The sequence below is a fragment of the Planococcus kocurii genome, assembly GCF_001465835.2.
Taxonomy (GTDB): Bacteria; Bacillota; Bacilli; order Bacillales_A; family Planococcaceae; genus Planococcus; species Planococcus kocurii.
Map to the genome: position 1 here is coordinate 363,200 of NZ_CP013661.2, position 19,216 is coordinate 382,415.

The 19,216-nt window shown below is 41.9% G+C and carries 17 protein-coding genes and 1 tRNA gene; all 18 read right to left on the reverse strand.

The window, feature by feature from the left end; all coding sequences use genetic code 11:
• Window positions 1-50: 50 nt before the first annotated feature.
• The gene (gene hemL / locus AUO94_RS01840) at window positions 51-1,337 is read right to left on the reverse strand and encodes a glutamate-1-semialdehyde 2,1-aminomutase (RefSeq protein ID WP_058385658.1); all 1,287 of its coding nucleotides are present in this window, start codon (window positions 1,335-1,337) and stop codon (window positions 51-53) included.
• A complete protein-coding gene (hemB, locus tag AUO94_RS01845; RefSeq protein ID WP_058385659.1) occupies window positions 1,334-2,317 on the reverse strand; it encodes a porphobilinogen synthase in 984 nt (327 codons plus the stop codon). The genes hemL and hemB overlap by 4 nt, the downstream gene beginning before the upstream one ends.
• Window positions 2,314-3,015, reverse strand: a complete 702-nt coding sequence (locus AUO94_RS01850; RefSeq protein ID WP_058385660.1) for a uroporphyrinogen-III synthase — start codon at window positions 3,013-3,015, stop codon at window positions 2,314-2,316. Before AUO94_RS01850 ends, hemB begins: the two co-directional genes overlap by 4 nt.
• Entirely contained in the window at window positions 3,008-3,937 is a 930-nt protein-coding gene (gene hemC, locus AUO94_RS01855) for a hydroxymethylbilane synthase (protein WP_058385661.1), read from the reverse strand. The genes AUO94_RS01850 and hemC overlap by 8 nt, the downstream gene beginning before the upstream one ends.
• 17 nt (window positions 3,938-3,954) lie before the next feature.
• Window positions 3,955-4,785, reverse strand: a complete 831-nt coding sequence (locus AUO94_RS01860; protein ID WP_058385662.1) for a cytochrome C assembly family protein — start codon at window positions 4,783-4,785, stop codon at window positions 3,955-3,957.
• Window positions 4,786-4,869: 84 nt separating this feature from the next.
• Window positions 4,870-6,243 (reverse strand): glutamyl-tRNA reductase, encoded by a 1,374-nt coding sequence (hemA, locus tag AUO94_RS01865; protein WP_058385663.1) that lies wholly within the window; start codon window positions 6,241-6,243, stop codon window positions 4,870-4,872.
• A 400-nt stretch (window positions 6,244-6,643) separates the two neighbouring features.
• Window positions 6,644-7,225: a ribosome biogenesis GTP-binding protein YihA/YsxC gene (gene yihA / locus AUO94_RS01870; RefSeq protein WP_058385664.1), complete on the reverse strand. Its 582-nt coding sequence runs from the start codon at window positions 7,223-7,225 to the stop codon at window positions 6,644-6,646.
• Window positions 7,222-9,549 carry an endopeptidase La gene (lon, locus tag AUO94_RS01875; protein WP_058385665.1) on the reverse strand — a complete coding sequence of 776 codons (2,328 nt, stop codon included), beginning with the start codon at window positions 9,547-9,549 and terminating at the stop codon, window positions 7,222-7,224. The genes yihA and lon overlap by 4 nt, the downstream gene beginning before the upstream one ends.
• Window positions 9,550-9,633: 84 nt before the next feature.
• Window positions 9,634-9,870: a hypothetical protein gene (locus tag AUO94_RS01880; protein WP_058385666.1), complete on the reverse strand. Its 237-nt coding sequence runs from the start codon at window positions 9,868-9,870 to the stop codon at window positions 9,634-9,636.
• Between the two features lie 227 nt (window positions 9,871-10,097).
• Window positions 10,098-11,369, reverse strand: coding sequence for an ATP-dependent protease ATP-binding subunit ClpX (gene clpX / locus AUO94_RS01885; protein WP_058385667.1), 1,272 nt, complete (start codon window positions 11,367-11,369; stop codon window positions 10,098-10,100).
• Between the two features lie 174 nt (window positions 11,370-11,543).
• Window positions 11,544-12,830 carry a trigger factor gene (gene tig, locus AUO94_RS01890; protein ID WP_058385668.1) on the reverse strand — a complete coding sequence of 429 codons (1,287 nt, stop codon included), beginning with the start codon at window positions 12,828-12,830 and terminating at the stop codon, window positions 11,544-11,546.
• A 102-nt stretch (window positions 12,831-12,932) separates the two neighbouring features.
• Window positions 12,933-13,943, reverse strand: a complete 1,011-nt coding sequence (locus AUO94_RS01895; RefSeq protein ID WP_237150166.1) for a tetratricopeptide repeat protein — start codon at window positions 13,941-13,943, stop codon at window positions 12,933-12,935.
• Window positions 13,944-14,000: 57 nt separating this feature from the next.
• Window positions 14,001-14,300, reverse strand: coding sequence for a TIGR04104 family putative zinc finger protein (locus tag AUO94_RS01900; protein ID WP_058385669.1), 300 nt, complete (start codon window positions 14,298-14,300; stop codon window positions 14,001-14,003).
• Between the two features lie 235 nt (window positions 14,301-14,535).
• Window positions 14,536-16,536 (reverse strand): acyltransferase family protein, encoded by a 2,001-nt coding sequence (locus tag AUO94_RS01905; protein ID WP_058385670.1) that lies wholly within the window; start codon window positions 16,534-16,536, stop codon window positions 14,536-14,538.
• Between the two features lie 218 nt (window positions 16,537-16,754).
• Window positions 16,755-16,828: transfer RNA gene (locus tag AUO94_RS01910), tRNA-Arg, on the reverse strand.
• A 138-nt stretch (window positions 16,829-16,966) separates the two neighbouring features.
• On the reverse strand, window positions 16,967-17,578 hold the full coding sequence (locus AUO94_RS01915; RefSeq protein WP_058385671.1) for an XTP/dITP diphosphatase: 612 nt from the start codon (window positions 17,576-17,578) through the stop codon (window positions 16,967-16,969).
• Complete coding sequence (gene rph / locus AUO94_RS01920; protein ID WP_058385672.1) at window positions 17,575-18,324, reverse strand: ribonuclease PH; 750 nt, start codon at window positions 18,322-18,324, stop codon at window positions 17,575-17,577. Before rph ends, AUO94_RS01915 begins: the two co-directional genes overlap by 4 nt.
• Window positions 18,325-18,400: 76 nt before the next feature.
• Window positions 18,401-19,204: a glutamate racemase gene (racE, locus tag AUO94_RS01925; RefSeq protein ID WP_058385673.1), complete on the reverse strand. Its 804-nt coding sequence runs from the start codon at window positions 19,202-19,204 to the stop codon at window positions 18,401-18,403.
• Between the last annotated feature and the right edge of the window lie 12 nt (window positions 19,205-19,216).

A 19,216-nucleotide genomic window follows, 5' to 3' on the forward strand; every position in this document is an offset into this window, starting at 1 on the left:
CTATCCCAAAGGGTCATTTTTATGACCTTTCAGGATAGCCCTGTCTATTTTTAGCGTGCCAATTTAGCAAATACGTTATGGAATGCTTCTACGGTTTTTGCGATATGCTCTTCCGTGTGGGCAGTCGATAGGAACATGCCTTCAAATTGAGACGGCGGCAAGTAAATACCTTCTGCCGCCATTAAACGGTAATAGTCAGCGAACAAATCGGTATCTGAAGTTTTCGCTGTTGCAAAGTCGACCACGTTTTCGTTTGTGAAGAAAAAACCAATCATCGATCCTGCACGGTTGACTGTGTGCGGGATGTTGTATTTGGTTGCAGCTTCTCGGAATCCTTTTTCAAGCTGGTCGCCGCGTTCGATAAAAGTGTTGTAGCTTTCTTCTGTTAAGCGAGACAACGTTTCAAAGCCTGCGCGCATTGCGAGTGGATTTCCAGAGAGTGTGCCTGCTTGATAAATAGAACCACTTGGTGCGACTTGCTGCATAATTTCACGCTTACCACCGAATGCACCGACTGGTAAACCGCCGCCGATTACTTTACCGAGACACGTCATGTCGGGTGTAACGCCGTAATGACCTTGTGCACAATGATAGCCAACACGGAATCCGGTCATGACTTCGTCAAAAATAAGAAGCGTGCCGTTTTCGTGCGTTAAGTTGCGCAGCTCCATTAAGAAGCCTTCGTTTGGCGGAACCACGCCCATGTTTCCAGCAACCGGTTCTACGATAACTGCCGCTAGTTCACTGCCGTATTCTTGGAAAGCCATACGAACGCTTTCTAAGTCATTAAATGGCACTGTAATGGTATTTTTAGCAACTGATTCAGGTACACCTGGTGAATCTGGCAAACCTAAAGTTGCGACACCTGAACCTGCTTTGATTAATAGACTGTCGCCGTGACCGTGGTAGCAGCCTTCGAATTTCAAAATTTTATCGCGGCCCGTATAGCCACGTGCTACACGCAATGCACTCATCGTTGCTTCTGTTCCAGAAGATACCATACGAATCATTTCAATCGATGGAACGCGTTCCATAACTAGTTTCGCCATCGTATTTTCAAGTTCAGTTGGCGCACCGAATGACGTTCCAAGCGCTGCTGTTTCTTGAATTGCGTTGACTACTGCTGGTTCAGCATGGCCTAAAATTAATGGGCCGTACGACAAAACGTAGTCAATATACGAATTGCCGTCAATATCTGTAATTGTGGCACCGCTGCCCGACTTCATGAAAATCGGATCCATATTGACCGATTTAAAGGCACGGACTGGGCTATTAACGCCACCTGGCATTAAAGATTTTGCTTCAGTAAATGCGGCTAATGATTTTTCGTATGTCATTCTTTTCCCTCCAACCAGCGTGCTGCGTCTTTCGCGTGATAAGTCATAACGATATCTGCTCCCGCGCGTTTCATACTCAATAAAGTTTCTAAAACGATTTTCTTTTCATCAATCCAGCCATTTGCGGCAGCCGCTTTGACCATCGCGTATTCACCCGATACGTTATAAGCGACAATCGGTACATCAAAATTATCGCGAACTTCACGGATAATGTCTAAGTACGACAAAGCTGGCTTAACAATCATGAAATCTGCACCTTCTTGAATATCAGAAGTTGCTTCACGTAACGCTTCCATGCGGTTTGCTGGATCCATTTGGTACGTTTTACGATCCCCAAATTGCGGTGTACTGTGAGCCGCTTCACGGAAAGGTCCGTAATAAGCAGACGAATATTTAACACCGTACGACATAATGGGTGTGTTTTCGAATCCCGCTTGGTCAAGTCCGTAGCGAATTGCAGCAACAAAACCGTCCATCATATTTGATGGTGCAATAATGTCAGCTCCAGCTTTTGCTTGAGAAACCGCAGTGCGTGCTAGTAAATCTAGTGATTCGTCATTTAAAATCACACCATTTTCGATTACGCCACAATGGCCATGATCGGTATATTGACACAGACAGGTATCTGCAATAACGACTAACTCAGGATGACGATTTTTCGCAAAACGGATGGCTTCTTGAGTGATGCCATGGTCGTGATAAGCTTGTGTGCCAACCGCATCTTTTTCGTTCGGTACGCCAAAAAGAATAACAGAAGGAATTCCAAGGCCCACCACTTCATCTAATTCTTCACCTAATTTGTCCAATGAAAAATGGAAAACGCCTGGCATTGAAGAAATTTCTGTTTTAATGTTTTCGCCTTCTACAACAAAAATCGGATAAATAAAGTCCTCTTTATGTAAGCTCGTTTCGCGAACCATTGAACGGATATTAGCAGAACCGCGCAAACGACGGTGACGGTTAAAATTTAATTCTTTCATTTCGACAAACTTCCTTTCGCTATTTCATTGATAACTTCTATATACGTATATTTTTTAGGCGTGTAATCTACTGTTCCGCCGCTTTTTAGTATCGCCTTTTTCGTAACGTGGCCAATCGCAGCGGTGCGAATATTCGACCAATCTCCACCTGCTTGTCGGTACGCCGACACAGCAGAAGGACTGGCGAAAAGAATAATAACGTCTTTTAGTTGAACGACCAACTTAGCGTTTTCGATATTGAGAATGGTATCGTAAACAACCCACTCATCCACTTGCATCGACATAGAGGCGATGGTGTTTTTCGCCATTTGACCTTTAATAAACAAGCATTTGGCGACGCCAGAAACAGGTGGGAATTCTTCGATAAAATGATCGGCACTAAAAACTTTCGGTATAAAATCAACGCTGTGGCCATGCTGTTGCAACACAGCAGCCGTTTGATCACCTACTGCTGCAATTTTAGCGCTAACGGTTTCATCCAGTTGACAAAACACTTCAGCACTTGTACGGCTAGTAAAAATTAACCAGTCATAGCCTGCAAAATCTGGTTTTTTTGACTGCCGACTTATCGTTTCTACAAGCGGCAAGTAACGTGTTTGGGCACCAAACGACCGTGCATGTTCAAGCGCTTCTATAGGTTCTCTGGAACCTGTAAAAATCACAGTTTGACCTTCGAGCAAATTTTCTTTTTTAGACATTGCTTTCGGCTTTGACGCGCTGAATTAACTCATAGCCGCCTTGTGCACTAATTTTCTCAGCTACGATGCGGCCAGCTTCGATTGGATCGCGACTAATCGCCACTTCTTTGAAAACTTGATCAGCTTCTGGTGAAGAAATTAGTCCAGTAAAAGTGATTTCTCCCTCGTTCACTGTTGCATATCCTGCAATGGGAACTTGGCAGCTGCCATCCATGTCTTTAAGGAATTTACGTTCTGCGTTAACAGCTAATGCTGTATTGTCATCGTTAAGTTTCGCTAATTCAGCCATCAATTCTTTGTCGTCTTCACGGCACTCGATCCCTAATGCGCCTTGTCCGATTGCTGGCAGGCACTCGTCCACTTCCATAAATTCAGTGACTAAGTCATCTTTCCAGCCCATCCGTTTCAAACCAGCCGCTGCTAAAATAATGGCGTCAAAATCGCCTGCATGTAATTTCGCAAGACGTGTATCAATATTGCCGCGAATCCATTGAATATCAAGGTCCGGACGTATTAGTAACAATTGAGAACTGCGACGCAAACTACTCGTTCCAACAACTGCGCCAACTGGCAATTCCATTAATTTTACATGGTCGTTCGCAATATAAGCATCACGCGGGTCTTCACGTTCAGGAATACACCCAATTGCAAGACCTTCAGGTAATACAGAAGGCATATCTTTCATGCTGTGAACAGCAAAATCGATTTCTTTAGCAAAAAGAGCTTGTTCAATTTCTTTAACAAATAAGCCTTTGCCACCTACTTTTGATAGCATCACATCAACGATACGGTCGCCTTTCGTGACAATTTCTTTGATTTCAAATTCAAATGGTACGCCTGCTGCTTTTAACTTATCAATAAACTGATTTGTTTGTGTCAACGCCAACTTGCTTCTTCTTGAACCTACAATAATTTTTCTCAACTAAATCCTACCTTTCTTTAATACCAAAAATGAAATTCAGATAACCGGCTACCCAAAAAGAAATTAATGAGCAACAATAAAAATGCATAGACATGCGCCAACGCATAATTCATTCCGTTTAACGAGCCTTTGCGGTGCCACCAGAGTATAAAGCTATACACCACTAGCAAAATAAACGATCCTACAATCTTCATGTCGAGCAATGAAAACTCCGACAACGAAATATACGCCCATTGCAGACCCAATACGAGTGACACAAATAAAAGCGAAATACCAACCAAAATAGAAATGGTCATAAATTGCTGTGTTTGGCCAAGTGACGGCAAATTTGCCCATTGCTTTGTCCATTTTTTCTTTTTCAACATTCTGTATAAAATCATATGCAGTGCCGCAAAAACAAACGACAGCGAAAAAGCAACATAGGACAAAATGGCAAAACTAATATGGATGAATAATAATTCCGAAACAAGCGTTTCTCCTACCGGTGAACGCTCGATTTGAACCGGTGCAAACGTGTGGATTGTCATAAAAATAAAGCCAATCACATTAATGAAAAACACCGCAAAATCAAAGCGGTAGAACATCCTAAGAACAATCGACAACGTCACCAACAACCAGGCATAAAAATAAATGCCTTCAAACAAGGTCAATATTGGAAAGCGTTGCGTTTCGAAAATGTACAGTCCTAGAAATATGGTTTGCAAAGCCCAAACAATGCCGAGCAGCGTCATCGCAATCCGACTGGCTTTCTTTTCTTTATATAAGTAATCTATAAAATAAAAAACAAGGCTGACAGCATATAGAATAACCATAGCTTCATGCAGCCTTGCCATTGTTATATCAGCCATCCCATTCCCCTTCATCTCCATAGTTAAAGGCGTTCCGTCTCTACATTTTAACATATAGATTCGAAAACGCCTCTTTTAGAAAGCTTAAAATGAATATCCGGGAGTTTCTGTTGTTGATTGCTGAGTTTGAAGAACGGCTTTATCCGTTTTCTGTTGTGGTGCTTTCGACTGCTTTTCTATTTCTTTTTCAACTTCTTCTTCAATTCCAAAGATTTGCATGAATAGCTCCAGCTGCTCACGAGATTTGGGCGCACCGCCCATTTCCTTAGCCTGCAAAATTGGATCTTTTAATAATTGATTGATAATCGATTTCGTATGCTTGTTGAGAATTTTCTTTTCACGATCTGTTAAATCAGGCATTTTGTTTTCAATGCTCGCCATCGTTTCCGCTTGAATGCCAAGCGCTTTTTGACGAAGGGCAGAAATCACCGGAACAACACCAAGCGTCGTTAGCCAGTCGTTAAACTGCAGAGATTCCTGATTAATCATCGTCATAATTTCACCAGCTGCGCGTTCACGCTCTGCTAAATTCGCTTCAACAATTCCTTGCATATCGTCAATATCATATAAAAAGACATTCGGCAAATCACTGATACGCGGGTCCATATCACGCGGAACGGCAATATCTACCATAAACAAAGGTTTGCCTTTACGAAGTTTCTCTACAAATTCCATTAGCTCTAGATCAATGACAAAATCTGCCGATCCCGTCGAAGAAATTAAAATGTCTGCTTCTAATAAAGCGCATTGCAATTGGTTTAACGGTTTTGCATTGCCGCCAAATTTATCCGCCAACAGTTCAGCCTTTTCAAATGTCCGGTTGATAACAGTTACGCGGTTTGCACCGCTGCCTTGCAAGTTTTTAATGGCCAACTCGCCCATTTTACCGGCACCTAAAATAACTACATGCTTGTTTTTAAGCGTGCCAAAAATCTTTTTGCCTAGTTCAACTGCTGCGTAAGACACGGATACGGCATTTTCACCAATAGCTGTCTCAGAATGCGCTCGTTTCGCCAAGGTTACAGCTTGCTTGAACAATTGGTTAAATAGGGTGCCTGTCGTTCCATGCTGTTGCCCTGCAAGAAAACTACTTTTTACTTGTCCGAGAATTTGCGTTTCACCTAATACCATCGAATCGATGCCAGCAGTAACGCGGAATAAGTGTTCAATCGCCTCATCCTGTTCATGGACAAATAAATAAGGAGAAATCGCTTCTTGCGAAAAACCAAAATAATCGGCGAGGAATTGCTTCACGTAATATTTCCCCGTGTGAAGCTGGTCCACGACCGCATATATTTCCGTTCGGTTGCAAGTGGAAACGATGACGTTCTCCAATATACTTTTTTGCTCTTTTAACGCCTGCATTGCCTGTGGCAGATCCGTTTCAATAAATGATAGCTTTTCGCGTATCTCCACAGGTGCAGAACGATAATTCACCCCAACTACTAATGTGTGCATGGGTACAAAACACCTTTCACGTTCATTATTTCATCTACATTCATTATATCACTTTTCAGCTTATTTATGCCTTTAAATTTGTGAACAAGACATGACGCTATTGCTTCTTTATAATTATTATAAACTAATACTAGCAAAGGAATTTCGTGTCTACAAGTATAACGCTCTTAGTCGGAATTGACTGTTAACTACAAGCTGAATGAAGAAGCCTTTAACGCACAAAGTCCGTGATTACATTGAAATTTACTAGATAAGTTGAAGTAAAAAAACCAATTTTTCTATACCGCTTTGGGCATGACTCCCACAGCAAGTGAAGTGTAGCAGCTTCGCGGAATGTCGACAAGTAGCAGGCATGATCAACCTACATAATAAAAAAGCGCAACCCAAGGGCTGCACTTTTTTACATTCTGCTTTCGATTTCCAACCATGCTTGGTCTTTACCCAGTCCCGTTTCCGATGAAAAGATAATAAGCGGATCATTTTTATCCATATCCAGCGTCGTACGGACAATTTTCTTATGCTTGTCCCATTTGCCTTTTGGAATTTTGTCTGCCTTGGTTGCGATAATGATACACGGAATTTCAAAATGTTTCATGAACTCATACATCGCGATATCGTCTCTGCTTGGCGGATGGCGCAAGTCAACGATTTGGATAACTGCGCGCAATGGCTCGCGATTCGTAATGTAACGTTCAATCATCTTGCCCCATGCCTCGCGTTCACTTTTCGATACTTTCGCATAACCGTATCCCGGAACGTCAACATAAAACAATTTTTCTTCAATTTTGTAAAAGTTCAATGTTTGTGTTTTACCCGGTTTAGATGAAATGCGCGCCATGCTCTTGCGACCAATCATTTTGTTGATAAAAGACGATTTTCCGACATTCGATCGTCCGGCTAAAGCAAATTCCGGCAACCCATCTTCTGGATATTGATCCGGACGAACGGCACTAATTACTAATTCTACATGATTAACTTTCATTCATTTTCTCCTTCTAAGGCAATTTCCAATGCCTCATCTGCTTGAGAGACCAATTTAAAAGTCAACTCTTCACGGATTGTCTCTGGTATATCTTCCAGGTCTCTTTCGTTATCGAGTGGCAAAATGATGGTCTTTAAGCCAGCACGATGTGCACTCAAGGTTTTTTCTTTAATTCCACCGATTGGCAGAACGCGACCACGAAGCGTGATTTCACCCGTCATGCCGACTTCACGTCGAACCGGACGCTTTGTCAAAGCAGAAACCAAAGCTGTCGCAATGGTAATACCTGCTGAAGGCCCGTCTTTAGGAACAGCACCTTCTGGAACGTGGATGTGAATATCATGTGACTCATGGAAATTCGGATCGATGCCAAGAGATTCTGCTCGCGCTCGAACAAAAGATAATGCCGTCTGCGCAGATTCTTTCATGACATCACCTAGTTTACCCGTCAATTGCAGCTTTCCTTTGCCTGATGACAAAGAAACTTCAATTTGAAGAGTATCTCCACCGACAGTCGTGTAAGCAAGTCCCGTTGCAACGCCGATTTGGTTTTCCGTCTCTGCCATGCCGTAACGGAATTTACGTTTCCCTAGATACGCTTCGACCTCTGCTTCTCCAACAACTACCTGTTCTTTTTCTTTTGAAATAATTTGTTTCGTCACTTTGCGACAAATAGAAGCGATTTGACGTTCTAGTCCACGGACACCTGCTTCGCGCGTGTAATAACGAACGATGTTCAGCAACGCGTCATCTTTAAACTGCAGTTGCTCGATTGATAAACCATGTTCTTTTAATTGCTTTGGTGCTAAATGATTTTTGGCAATCATCTGTTTTTCAACTTCTGTATAACCAGCAATTGAAATAACTTCCATGCGATCACGCAGCGGTCCAGGAATTGACCCTAAATCATTGGCTGTCGCAATAAAAAGCACGTTAGAAAGATCATAAGTTTCTTCAATATAATGGTCGCTAAACGAATTATTCTGTTCTGGATCAAGTACTTCTAACATCGCAGAAGACGGATCGCCACGGAAATCATTCGACATTTTATCAATTTCATCTAATAGGAAAACAGGATTTACGGTTCCTGCTTTTTTCATCCCTTGAATAACCCGTCCTGGCATTGCACCGACATACGTACGACGATGGCCGCGGATTTCCGATTCATCACGAACGCCACCAAGTGATACACGAACAAAGTTGCGGTCTAATGATTCGGCAATCGATTTTGCGAGAGACGTTTTCCCGACACCTGGAGGTCCGACAAGACAAAGAATCGGTCCACGCAAGGAATTGGTCATTTGTTGAACAGCCAAATACTCCAAAACGCGTTCTTTGACACTTTCTAAGCCATCATGATCACGATCTAATACTTTTTCTGCATACTTAATATCCAAACGGTCTTCCGTTGCTTCTGACCACGGGATTGTCACTAGCCACTCAATATAGTTACGAATAATCCCACTTTCTGCAGCTGCAGAAGGCAGCTTCTCGTAACGATCAAGTTCTTTTAACGCTATTTTTTCAGTAGATTCCGGCATTTCCGCTTCTTCAATCCGTTTTTTCAAATCAACTACTTCAGCTGATTTGCCGTCTTTATCACCCAGTTCGGTTTGAATGGCTTTCATCTGCTCACGCAAATAAAATTCTTTTTGTGTTTGTTCCATTGCTTTTTTCACACGCAGATTAATCTTTTTTTCAAGATCGACTACTTCTTGTTCGCTGTGTAACCGAGTAATAAGTAGCTCTAATCGTTTACTAACATCAAAAGTTTCCAATATTTCCTGCTTGGTCGATACTTTCATCGAAAGGTGAGAAGCAACCATATCTGCCAAGCGACCTGGCTCTTCAATATCAGCTACCGTGTTGTATGCTTCTGTACTAACTTTTTTCGAGCTTTTGACGTAATTCTCAAAATGCTCCAATAGCAAACGCATAAGCGCATCTTGTTCTGCATCTCTTTCTGTTTCATCAGCAAAAGGTGTTACTTCAACAATTGTACAGGCTTCCGTTTCTTCGTAATTTTTTAACTGGCCACGTTCCAATCCTTCTACCAAAACACGAATCGTGCCATTCGGTAATTTCAACATTTGTTTAACGTAGGCCAATGTTCCAATTTTATGAAGATCGGCTCTTTTAGGTTGTTCTATACTCATGTCTTTTTGAGTTGCTAAAAAAACAATATTATCCTCTAACAATGCTTGTTCCAGTGCAGCTACGGATTGCTCTCGACCGACATCTATATGTAGCACCATTGTCGGAAATACAAGAAGTCCGCGTAATGGTAGTAAGGGTACACGTTTTGTTACTTTTCTCTTAGCCATGTGGCAAGTCACCTCCGGGGATATTTTCAATGTGAGTGGATAACACCTAACCTGATAGCTGCTATCGTTGTTGTCTAGCTCCACTTAGGCTCCTTGGGTCATAAGCCACTCTGCCTGTGCGGCAAAGAACGCCGCTTCACCAGATCGTCTTATGCCTGTCGGAGCTAAACGGTCACTTTCGCTTTTCTTTGTCCAGCTCAAGTGACCAGCTCCTCGGGTCATAAGCCACTCTGCCTGTGCGGCAAAGAACGCCGCTTCGCCAGATCGTCTTATGCCTGTCGGAGCTAAACGGTCACTTTCGCTTTTCTTTGTCCAGCTCAAGTGACCAGCTCCTCGGGTCATAAGCCACTCTGCCTGTGCGGCAAAGAACGCCGCTTCGTCAGATCGTCTTATGCCTGTCGGAGCTAAACGGTCACTTTCGCTTTTCTAATAAAAAACAGGCTAACTCAGAACGCGCGGATTCGCACGATCAGAGTCAGCCCGTATCATCCTTTTGATTGGTCTATCCACCACTCAGCAAGTTTGCGCACTGTGTGGAGTTCCACTCATTATGCGGATGTTTTCTCATCGTTGTCGTTAACGTACTCTGAACCATCTTCTAAGATAAGTTTAGGTTGCACGCTGTCCGCAACAGTTTCTTTTGTAATGATGCATTCAACAATGTCTTCACGTGAAGGCAAGTCGAACATGACTTCAAGCATCGTGTTTTCGATAATTGAGCGTAGTCCACGTGCACCGGTTTTGCGCTCAATTGCAAGTTTCGCAATTTCAACAAGTGCTTCAGGCTCAAACGTTAATTTGACGCCATCAAGCTCCATCATTTTTTGGTATTGCTTGATCAATGCATTTTTAGGCTCAGTTAAAATTTGGACTAGCGCTTTTTCATCCAATTGTTCAAGGCTTGCCAATACAGGCAAACGACCGATAAATTCAGGAATCAAACCGAACTTCAACAAATCTTCAGGAATCAATTGACTAAGCAATGATTTCTCATCCATTTCCTCTTTGTTCGGATCTGCACCAAAACCGATGATTTTATTGCCAAGACGGCGTTTAATAATTTGATCGACTCCGTCAAATGCACCACCTACGATGAACAATACATTCGTCGTATCGATTTGGATAAATTCTTGATGAGGATGCTTACGTCCGCCTTGTGGAGGTACGCTTGCAGTTGTGCCTTCTAAAATTTTCAGAAGGGCCTGCTGCACGCCTTCACCCGATACATCACGTGTGATCGATGCATTTTCAGATTTACGTGCCACTTTATCGATCTCATCGATATAAATGATTCCTTTTTCTGCGCGTTCAACATCATAATCTGCAGCCTGAATTAGCTTCAAAAGAATGTTTTCCACGTCTTCACCGACATAACCTGCTTCTGTTAATGAAGTGGCGTCTGCAATTGCAAACGGTACATTTAGAATACGCGCTAACGTTTGTGCCAGTAACGTTTTACCGCTTCCTGTTGGTCCGATTAAAACAATATTGGATTTCGATAATTCAACATCATCAATCTTGCTATTAGAGTTCACACGTTTGTAGTGATTATAAACCGCTACAGCTAGTGATTTTTTGGCTTTTTCTTGGCCAATTACGTAGCCATTCAAAATGTCTAAGATTTCTTTTGGCTTAGGCACTTCTTTGAATTCTACTTCTTCATCTGTACCAAGCTCTTCTTCTACGATTTCCGTACAAAGCTCAATACATTCGTCACAAATATAAACACCTGGTCCCGCGACCAGTTTACGAACCTGCTCTTGTGGTTTGCCACAAAACGAACATTTTAAATGCTCTTTTTCGTCATTGAATTTGAACAATGTATTCACCCCTATTCAAGCCATTATCTTACAAGATTATCGTAATTGTAGCAACTAATTGGATCTATCGTCAATTCAGCGGATTCATCTCTGTGAAATCGGTGTTCTATGTAGTGGAAAACAAGGTGCGTCTCCGCACCTTGTTTTTCTTATTACTTATGTTTTACTTATGTGTTATTCAGAAATTTTTGCGTTGTCCACTAGGAACTCCACTGTGTTTTGCATGCGGATATCATTTTCAAGCATTTCAGTTCCACCTAAAGCTGTTTTGATCTGCTCAATGTCCATGTTGAATTGACCAGCCATTTTTTCAAGCTCTTTATCGATATCTTCTGAAGTAACTTTCATGTTTTCAGCTTCAGCAATTGCTTCAAGTGTTAATGAAACGCGTACGCGTGTTTCAGCATCACCGTGCATTTGCTCACGAAGTGCAGCTTCGTCTTGACCTGAGAATTGGAAGTACAATTCAAGGTTCATGCCTTGCTGAGTCAAACGCTGTTCGAAATCACTCATCATACGGTCCATTTCTGAATGGATCATTGCATGAGGAATATCAATTGTTGCGTTTTCAGCAGCTTTTTGAACCAATTCGTCACGAAGTTTTGCATCAGCAGCTGATTTTTTCTCAGCAACTAAGCTTTCTTTCATTTTTGTGCGAAGTGCTTCTAGGCTTTCAACTTCAGGATCGATTTCTTTAGCTAGTTCGTCGTTAAGTTCAGGAAGTTCTTTTCCTTTAACTTCACTTACTTTAACTTTGAACGTTGCAGCTTTTCCTGCAAGCTCAGCAGCATGGTATTCTTCTGGGAAAGTAACTTCAACGTCTTTTTCTTCTCCAGATTTCACGCCTACCAATTGTTCTTCGAATCCTGGGATGAATGAGTTTGAACCGATTTCAAGAGAATAATCATTTCCTTGTCCGCCTTCAAATACTTCTCCGTCAACGAATCCTTCAAAGTCGATTACAGCTGTATCGCCTTCAACGATCGCTTCGTCTTCTTTAACAGTCAACTCAGCTAAACGTTCTTGGTTTTCTTTCAATTGGTTTTCGATATCTTCATCCGTTACTTCTGTATCAGGTTTTGATACTTCAAGACCTTTGTATTCACCAAGCTCAGCAATCGGCTTTACAACTACTTTAGCTGTAAACACTAGCGGCTGGTTTTTTTCGATTGTTTCGATGTCGATTTCAGGACGGTCAACTGGATTGATTCCTGCTTCTTCAACTGCATTTGCATAGGCGTCCGGTAAGATGAAGTCTAATGCATCTTGGTAAAGTGATTCTGCACCGAAACGTTTTTCGAACATTTGACGAGGCATTTTCCCTTTACGGAATCCTGGTACGTTGATTTCTTTAACAACTTTCTTAAACGCTTTATCAAGACCGGCGTTTACTTCTTCTGCAGGAACCTCAACTGTTAATACTCCTGTGTTACCTTCTTGTTTTTCCCATTTTGCTGACATATTATAAGCCCTCCAAACATTTTCTAAAAAGTCATTTTACGTTTTATACGAATTTTGACAACCTACATATTATAGCACACATGCTGTCAGGTTCAACTATTTCTACCCATTACGCATCTCAAACCACAGTTCAGCTTGCTGAATCAGTTCCAGTAGCTTTTCATCTTCATTAAATGACGTCTTTCCATTGAACAAACCTTCTGTATAATCCATATACGCCTGTACAACTTCTTCCACCTTAAAATCATCCCAAACGAATGGATACAAGAGATAGATATGACGTTCGAATAATTCTTTAACCAATTCAAGTCGCGTCGGATTTTTTGCCAAAGAATCTTCTAAGAGATTCGTCATTTGCCTAATACGCTTGTTATTCAATGGATCGGGCAAACTCTCGGTTTTAAATACGCCTGTGTAATGGAATTTTTGAACTTTTACTTGTGCTTCAATTTTTTCTTGAAATAGCATAAATAATATGTATGTCTTCGTCAATAAATCGGCTTCCGGGTGCTCGATGATCGCTAGCAATTTTTTCTTTAACGCCTGGTAGGACGTGGTCGGCAAAGCTAAAATCAACTGTTCTTGCTCAGAAGGATGCAACACCAAAAAGTTTTCAATGGCATAAAGCGATGCATCTACTTTCTCAGTCGCTACATTCGCAGCAATCCGCTCATTCAATTCACGCAATTGGTGAAACTGCTCAAGTCGCTCTTCAGGTAAAACTTTTTCTTCTATTAAGACTTCAATCATTTTTTCTGCTTCTTCAAATTCACGGACTTGCATTAAAATGCTTATGTATAGCTCCATCGTCTCCAAGTAATGGATCGGACCGATTTGCAACAGTTCTCTACACACTTCTAAAGCTTCTACAAACTCTCCAAGTTCATAGAGACAATATGCATAACCACCTAAAGCGGCTGCATGATCAGGTTCATAAGACAGCACCTGGTAGAGGCTATCTCGAGCATCTTCGTATTGTTCTTCTTTTAGGAACGTCATACCCTCTGACAATAACCGATTGACGGTTGTCGGAAAAACAATGACATTTCCTTTGCGTTTCAATTCCCGGTATTTCTTTCGCACAGTACCACCTCTTTTGTGTTTCATCATCATATCATATTCCCTTTACGCAGAAAATAAAAACCTCAGCATTGCTCGGGCAATCTAACTTCACCAAAAAACTTCATGTTCATTGCTCAACTCTAGCAACTTGGGAATCAGTAGTAAAGCACTAGCGAACAATCCGACCATCATAAGAAGTGAAGAAGTTAACGAAAGATCCATAAGTGTAGACAATGGCAAAGGCAATAAAACCACCCAATTTAGTATCATCGTACGTCGCCTTGATTTTGCAGTGGCGTATTGGTCACTTAGACAGTACGGGCAACGCATCGAGCTACTCATTTTCCATGATGCCTTCATTGATTGCTTCCAAGTCCATTGGTTTTTGCAGTGTTTACACGTCGGCACAGAAACACCTCCTTAGCATTACTACGCATTAACTACTGTTTGGTTTCATTAATCGTCATGTAGGAACTAGTAGGAACAATAGAAAAGCAAACAAATCCTTTCCATCCTCTCTCTCAGCTTGGTCTTCTGTTCGCTAACTATTTGTTTCCGCTGCCTGCTCGTACAGTAGTTTTTCAACCAAAGAAAAATAAGCTACCAGCCTCTTACAGGCTAGTAGCTTATGAACGTTTCTACATTACTTTTCTAACGCTTCGAGAATTGGTTTTTCAAACACAGGCGCAAAACTTCGAGAAAACGTAGCCGTTAAGTGATTGGCATCAAAATGAGTAATAACATTTCCGACGACGTAATGACAATACTCACCGTCGCAGAAATAATCCGTCAAATCAATGGTTGTAGCAGTTTCCGGCATATAATCAGCTTGAGTTATCGGGTTGACGTCTCTAACAATTTCTTCTTGTTTTGCTTTACACTGTTCTGGTTCATCTGCGTTCTGACTGAGGCAGGTTAAAACATGTTGTTTATACCAAGGAGTGTCGCGCACCAAAAATAAAGGAATGTCTTGTTTCTCAAAATACTTCCAAGCTTCGATAAAGCCGTCTGAAACTTCGTCAAACTCCTCTTGTTGGCTGCCTACATTTCCCACAGTGAAAATAAGGTCGGGTGTATCTTTCGCAATTTTTGTTTTCACGTTTGTGAACCACTCGGCACATTCTGGAGAACCGGGCACGTCCTCTTCTGTAAACCGACAACTGCTCTTGAGATAAGTGACAATTTTCAAGTTATGCGTTTTAGCCAACTCTTCAAGCATTGGTTGCCAGTGGGCTGAATGGGATCCACCGACCAAAGCGATGGTGTAATCGTAATCTATGAGCTCCCCATATTCACAAACCTTTGCTGCGGTAGTGACTTTCCCTACCATGCAACGCTCTTCGTAAATAACCGACCGGTCTTGTTCTGCAACTTCAAGTCTCGGAATGAACGGCTCATCAAATTCAGCTAGAGGTGTTAAGCGACCATCCTCCAAATAAACGGCTGCTCCTGGATGATCGTTGATTCTCTCACTTAATGTTTCTGAGTCAGCGACAGGTAATGCCAAAGAGCTTTCTTGGTAGATAAATGTTGAAAGCCATATAGCTCCTGAGAAAACAAAAATGATACTTGCTGTTTTCCAAAGGGACAGTTGGATGTTTCGAACAGGTACTTCGAAGCCGTAAATTGTCACATAAGCAAAAATCGCGGCGACGGTCATGATGAGCAATCCACCTATAAGTGACACGGTTTCGACCTCGAACAAAGCATAATAGAAAATCAGGAGCGGCCAATGCCACAAATAAAACGCGTACGAAATACTTCCGAATTTCACTAAAGGCTTCCAGCTGAGCAATTGGAAAGCACTGAAATGGGTCGAATAATTCCCAGCAACGATAATCAGGACAGCGGATAACACTGGCCATAATGCAGCGTAACCTGGGAACAGCTGGGATACTTGCAAGACGATACCGCAGCTAATCAATCCGATTAACCCCATCCACCCTAAAACCCAGGAAAGACGTGAGGAAATCACTATTTTATGAATGGTTAACGCAAGGATTCCACCCACTCCAAATTCCCATACACGTGTGAAGGTATGGTAATAAGCAACTGGCTGATTGACAATCGTTAAGTAAACAGAATAGCCGAAAGATGCGATCGCAACTACCGAAATCACGATGATCAGCATACGTTTAATGTGATTGCTTGAGAAAAGTCTTAATAAAGTAATCGCCACAAAAAACAGCAATAACCAAACTAAGTAAAACTGAAATTGAATGCTCAACGCCCAAAAATGCTGAAACGGAGAAGCACTGTTGTTCTGAGCCAAATAATCTACAGAATCGATGGCAAGCCGCCAATTCTGAAAATAAAACGCCGAAGCTAAAAATTCGTTAAGTGTTTGCTGCTTTGTAAACACTGGCAATATGTATAGACCCGCAATTAAAGTTGTAATGCTAATTAGCCAAGCTGTAGGCAACAATCGTTTCATCAGTTTGACAATATAAGAAAAGTACAATACTTTGCCATTTTTCCGGTACATAGACAATAAAGATGTTGTGATCAAAAATCCCGATACAACAAAAAAGACATCTACGCCACCTGAAACTCGATTAAACCATATATGATAAATGGCTACTAGTATCGCCGCAATTGTACGCAAACCTTCCAATTCGGGGCGAATACGCCTTTTGGTTTCCATAAACTTTCGCCACTCCTTATTATTGATAAATAGTTGAATACAATTGTATCATATTCTTAATTTCTCACTTTTTTTCTGTAAATTAGATTTATTCGAGTCGGAAATAGACCTACAAACAGACATGTTGAGCGTCCTTAATACTTTTTCTACACACAAAACCTCCACACCGTTTAATAAACGATGTGGAGGTTTTGTTCGAATTATGTACATTCCTATAATGTCCCAGGAGGGATTCGAACCCCCGACCGACGCCTTAGAAGGGCGTTGCTCTATCCAGCTGAGCTACTGAGACGAAAGCTTTCTTAGAGACTAGACGGTGGCACAAGATTTCGCTTGCGGCTTTGCTTTTCTATTGAAAGACAATTTTAATTATAGAAATGATTTGAAGAAAAGTCAATGCTATTTTAAAAAAACATTAAAATAAATGAATTCAGCTTTGTTTTTCTTCATTTAACCACTTAGGCATGCGCTGTTGTAACTCGCGCAAGGCATTGCCGCGATGGGAAATTGCAGCCTTTTCGTGAGGCAACAATTCAGCCATCGCTTTGCTTTGTGCAGGAACGTAAAAAATGGGATCGTAGCCAAAACCATTATTGCCTTGAGGCGTACTAAGAATAATTCCTTCACAAGAGCCCGAAAATGTTTCAGTCTTCTCGTTAGGCGCTGCTACCGCTAGGACACAACGAAAACGTGCTGTACGTCCGTTTTCAGGCACGCCAGACATTTTCTCAAGCACTTTATCAATATTTGCGCTATCGCTCTTAGCAGCACCCGCATAGCGTGCTGAATAGACACCTGGTTCACCGTTCAATGCATCAATTTCTAATCCGCTATCATCGGAAATAACAGGAATACCTAATACTTTCGAAACGGCTTCTGCTTTTAAGATGGCGTTTTCTTCAAAAGTGACACCCGTTTCTTCTACATCCAGGTCTTGTGCTACGTCTAGTAGAGTCAACACTTTATACCCAAGAGGGGCAAGCAACGCTTCAAAATCTTTAGCTTTGCCTTTGTTTTGAGTTGCAATTACAATTTTTTTCATTGTTCCACAACGACCTTTTCTCCAATACGAGCAGCAATATCGCCTAGCGCGCTACGCTGCATCGCAATCAATTGATGGATTCCTGCTTCTCCAAGGTCCAGCAATTCGTTGAGTTGAGCACGTGTAAACGTAGACTCCTCTCCCGTTCCTTGCAATTCCACGAAATGACCTGCCCCTGTCATAACTAGGTTCATATCAACTTCAGCGCTAGAATCCTCAACGTAATTCAAGTCAAGAATGGATCCGTTTTCAGCTGTAACGCCGACACTTGTTGCAGCAAGAAAGTCCGTTACTGGAAATGCCGGAAGCTCTAGCTTACTAATAGCCATCGTCATAGCGATAAATGCCCCTGTAATCGATGCTGTACGCGTTCCACCATCTGCTTGGATTACGTCGCAATCGATCCACAATGTACGCTCACCTAGCTTCTCAAGATCCACAACAGCTCGCAATGCACGACCAATCAGTCGCTGAATTTCCATTGTCCGTCCACCAATTTTCCCAGCTGAAGCCTCACGACGGTTTCGGCTGTTCGTTGCACGTGGCAACATGGAATATTCTGCTGTTATCCAGCCCTTGCCTTGACCTCTCAAGAATCCTGGAACTTTGTCTTCAATCGTCGCTGTACAGATTACTTTCGTCTGTCCCACCGTGATTAATACCGAACCTTCTGGGTGAATCAAATAGTCTACGTCCACTGAAACAGGACGCAACTCGTTAGTTTGTCTATTATCTATGCGTGTCATAAAAATCCTCCTTGTATATGCTCAAATAGCTTACCATATTTCGCTGATAACGACAAAAACCTGACAGCATCTGCTATCAGGTTTTGGGAAATCGAATCGAATAGATCATGGGTCTTTCAATGCCTAACCATTTATGAATAATGGAGCCAAAAATCTGAGTAGATCCCGATGTATAAAAGCGATGCACCGGCGGCTTGTTCCAATTTGCAAACTGCTGTTTATAGCTCAAGTATCGCTCGACGTCTTTGGCCGTTTCTTCTGCTGACGACAAAACGTTCACCGTATCTCCAAGAACTTCCTCAATAAAACCTTGTAACAGTGGATAATGCGTACATCCTAAAATTGCCGTATCAAACTCTTCATAGGCAATAGATGCTAATGTATCTTGAACAATTCGATGAGCAAACTCACCTTCGTATTCATCACTTTCTACTAAAGGAACAAAACGTGGACAAGCAAGTTGTACGACGTGTGCAGAAGAAACTAATGATAAAATTGCTTTTTCATAAGCTCCGCTTTGCACTGTTCCTAACGTGCCTAAAACGGCAATTTTTTTAGTTGTTGAAGATTTAATGGCAGCACGAGCCCCTGGAAAAATAACACCAATTACAGGAATTGGCAAATTCTTCTGCAAAGAGTACAGCGCTGCTGCAGTTGCCGTATTGCAGGCGATAACTAACATTTTAATATTTTTCTTCATCAGCGCATCGGCCATTTGCCACGTATACGTCCGTACTTCCGACAGCGGACGCGGACCATAAGGGCATCGCGCATTATCCCCAATATAATAAATTTGCTCATTCGGCAAAAGTTTCATTATCTCTTTTGCGACGGTAAGTCCACCGACTCCTGAATCGATTACTCCGATTGGCGCATTCACACTCATCGCCTC

Excerpts from the sequence above, each read along its gene's own strand:
- hemL (WP_058385658.1), bottom strand. The coding sequence starts at position 1,337 with ATGACATACGAAAAATCATTAGCCGCATTTACTGAAGCAAAATCTTTA.
- hemB (WP_058385659.1), bottom strand. The coding sequence starts at position 2,317 with ATGAAAGAATTAAATTTTAACCGTCACCGTCGTTTGCGCGGTTCTGCT.
- AUO94_RS01850 (WP_058385660.1), bottom strand. The coding sequence starts at position 3,015 with ATGTCTAAAAAAGAAAATTTGCTCGAAGGTCAAACTGTGATTTTTACA.
- AUO94_RS01860 (WP_058385662.1), bottom strand. The coding sequence starts at position 4,785 with ATGGCTGATATAACAATGGCAAGGCTGCATGAAGCTATGGTTATTCTA.
- hemA (WP_058385663.1), bottom strand. The coding sequence starts at position 6,243 with ATGCACACATTAGTAGTTGGGGTGAATTATCGTTCTGCACCTGTGGAG.
- yihA (WP_058385664.1), bottom strand. The coding sequence starts at position 7,225 with ATGAAAGTTAATCATGTAGAATTAGTAATTAGTGCCGTTCGTCCGGAT.
- lon (WP_058385665.1), bottom strand. The coding sequence starts at position 9,549 with ATGGCTAAGAGAAAAGTAACAAAACGTGTACCCTTACTACCATTACGC.
- tig (WP_058385668.1), bottom strand. The coding sequence starts at position 12,830 with ATGTCAGCAAAATGGGAAAAACAAGAAGGTAACACAGGAGTATTAACA.
- AUO94_RS01895 (WP_237150166.1), bottom strand. The coding sequence starts at position 13,943 with ATGATGATGAAACACAAAAGAGGTGGTACTGTGCGAAAGAAATACCGG.
- AUO94_RS01905 (WP_058385670.1), bottom strand. The coding sequence starts at position 16,536 with ATGGAAACCAAAAGGCGTATTCGCCCCGAATTGGAAGGTTTGCGTACA.
- AUO94_RS01915 (WP_058385671.1), bottom strand. The coding sequence starts at position 17,578 with ATGAAAAAAATTGTAATTGCAACTCAAAACAAAGGCAAAGCTAAAGAT.
- rph (WP_058385672.1), bottom strand. The coding sequence starts at position 18,324 with ATGACACGCATAGATAATAGACAAACTAACGAGTTGCGTCCTGTTTCA.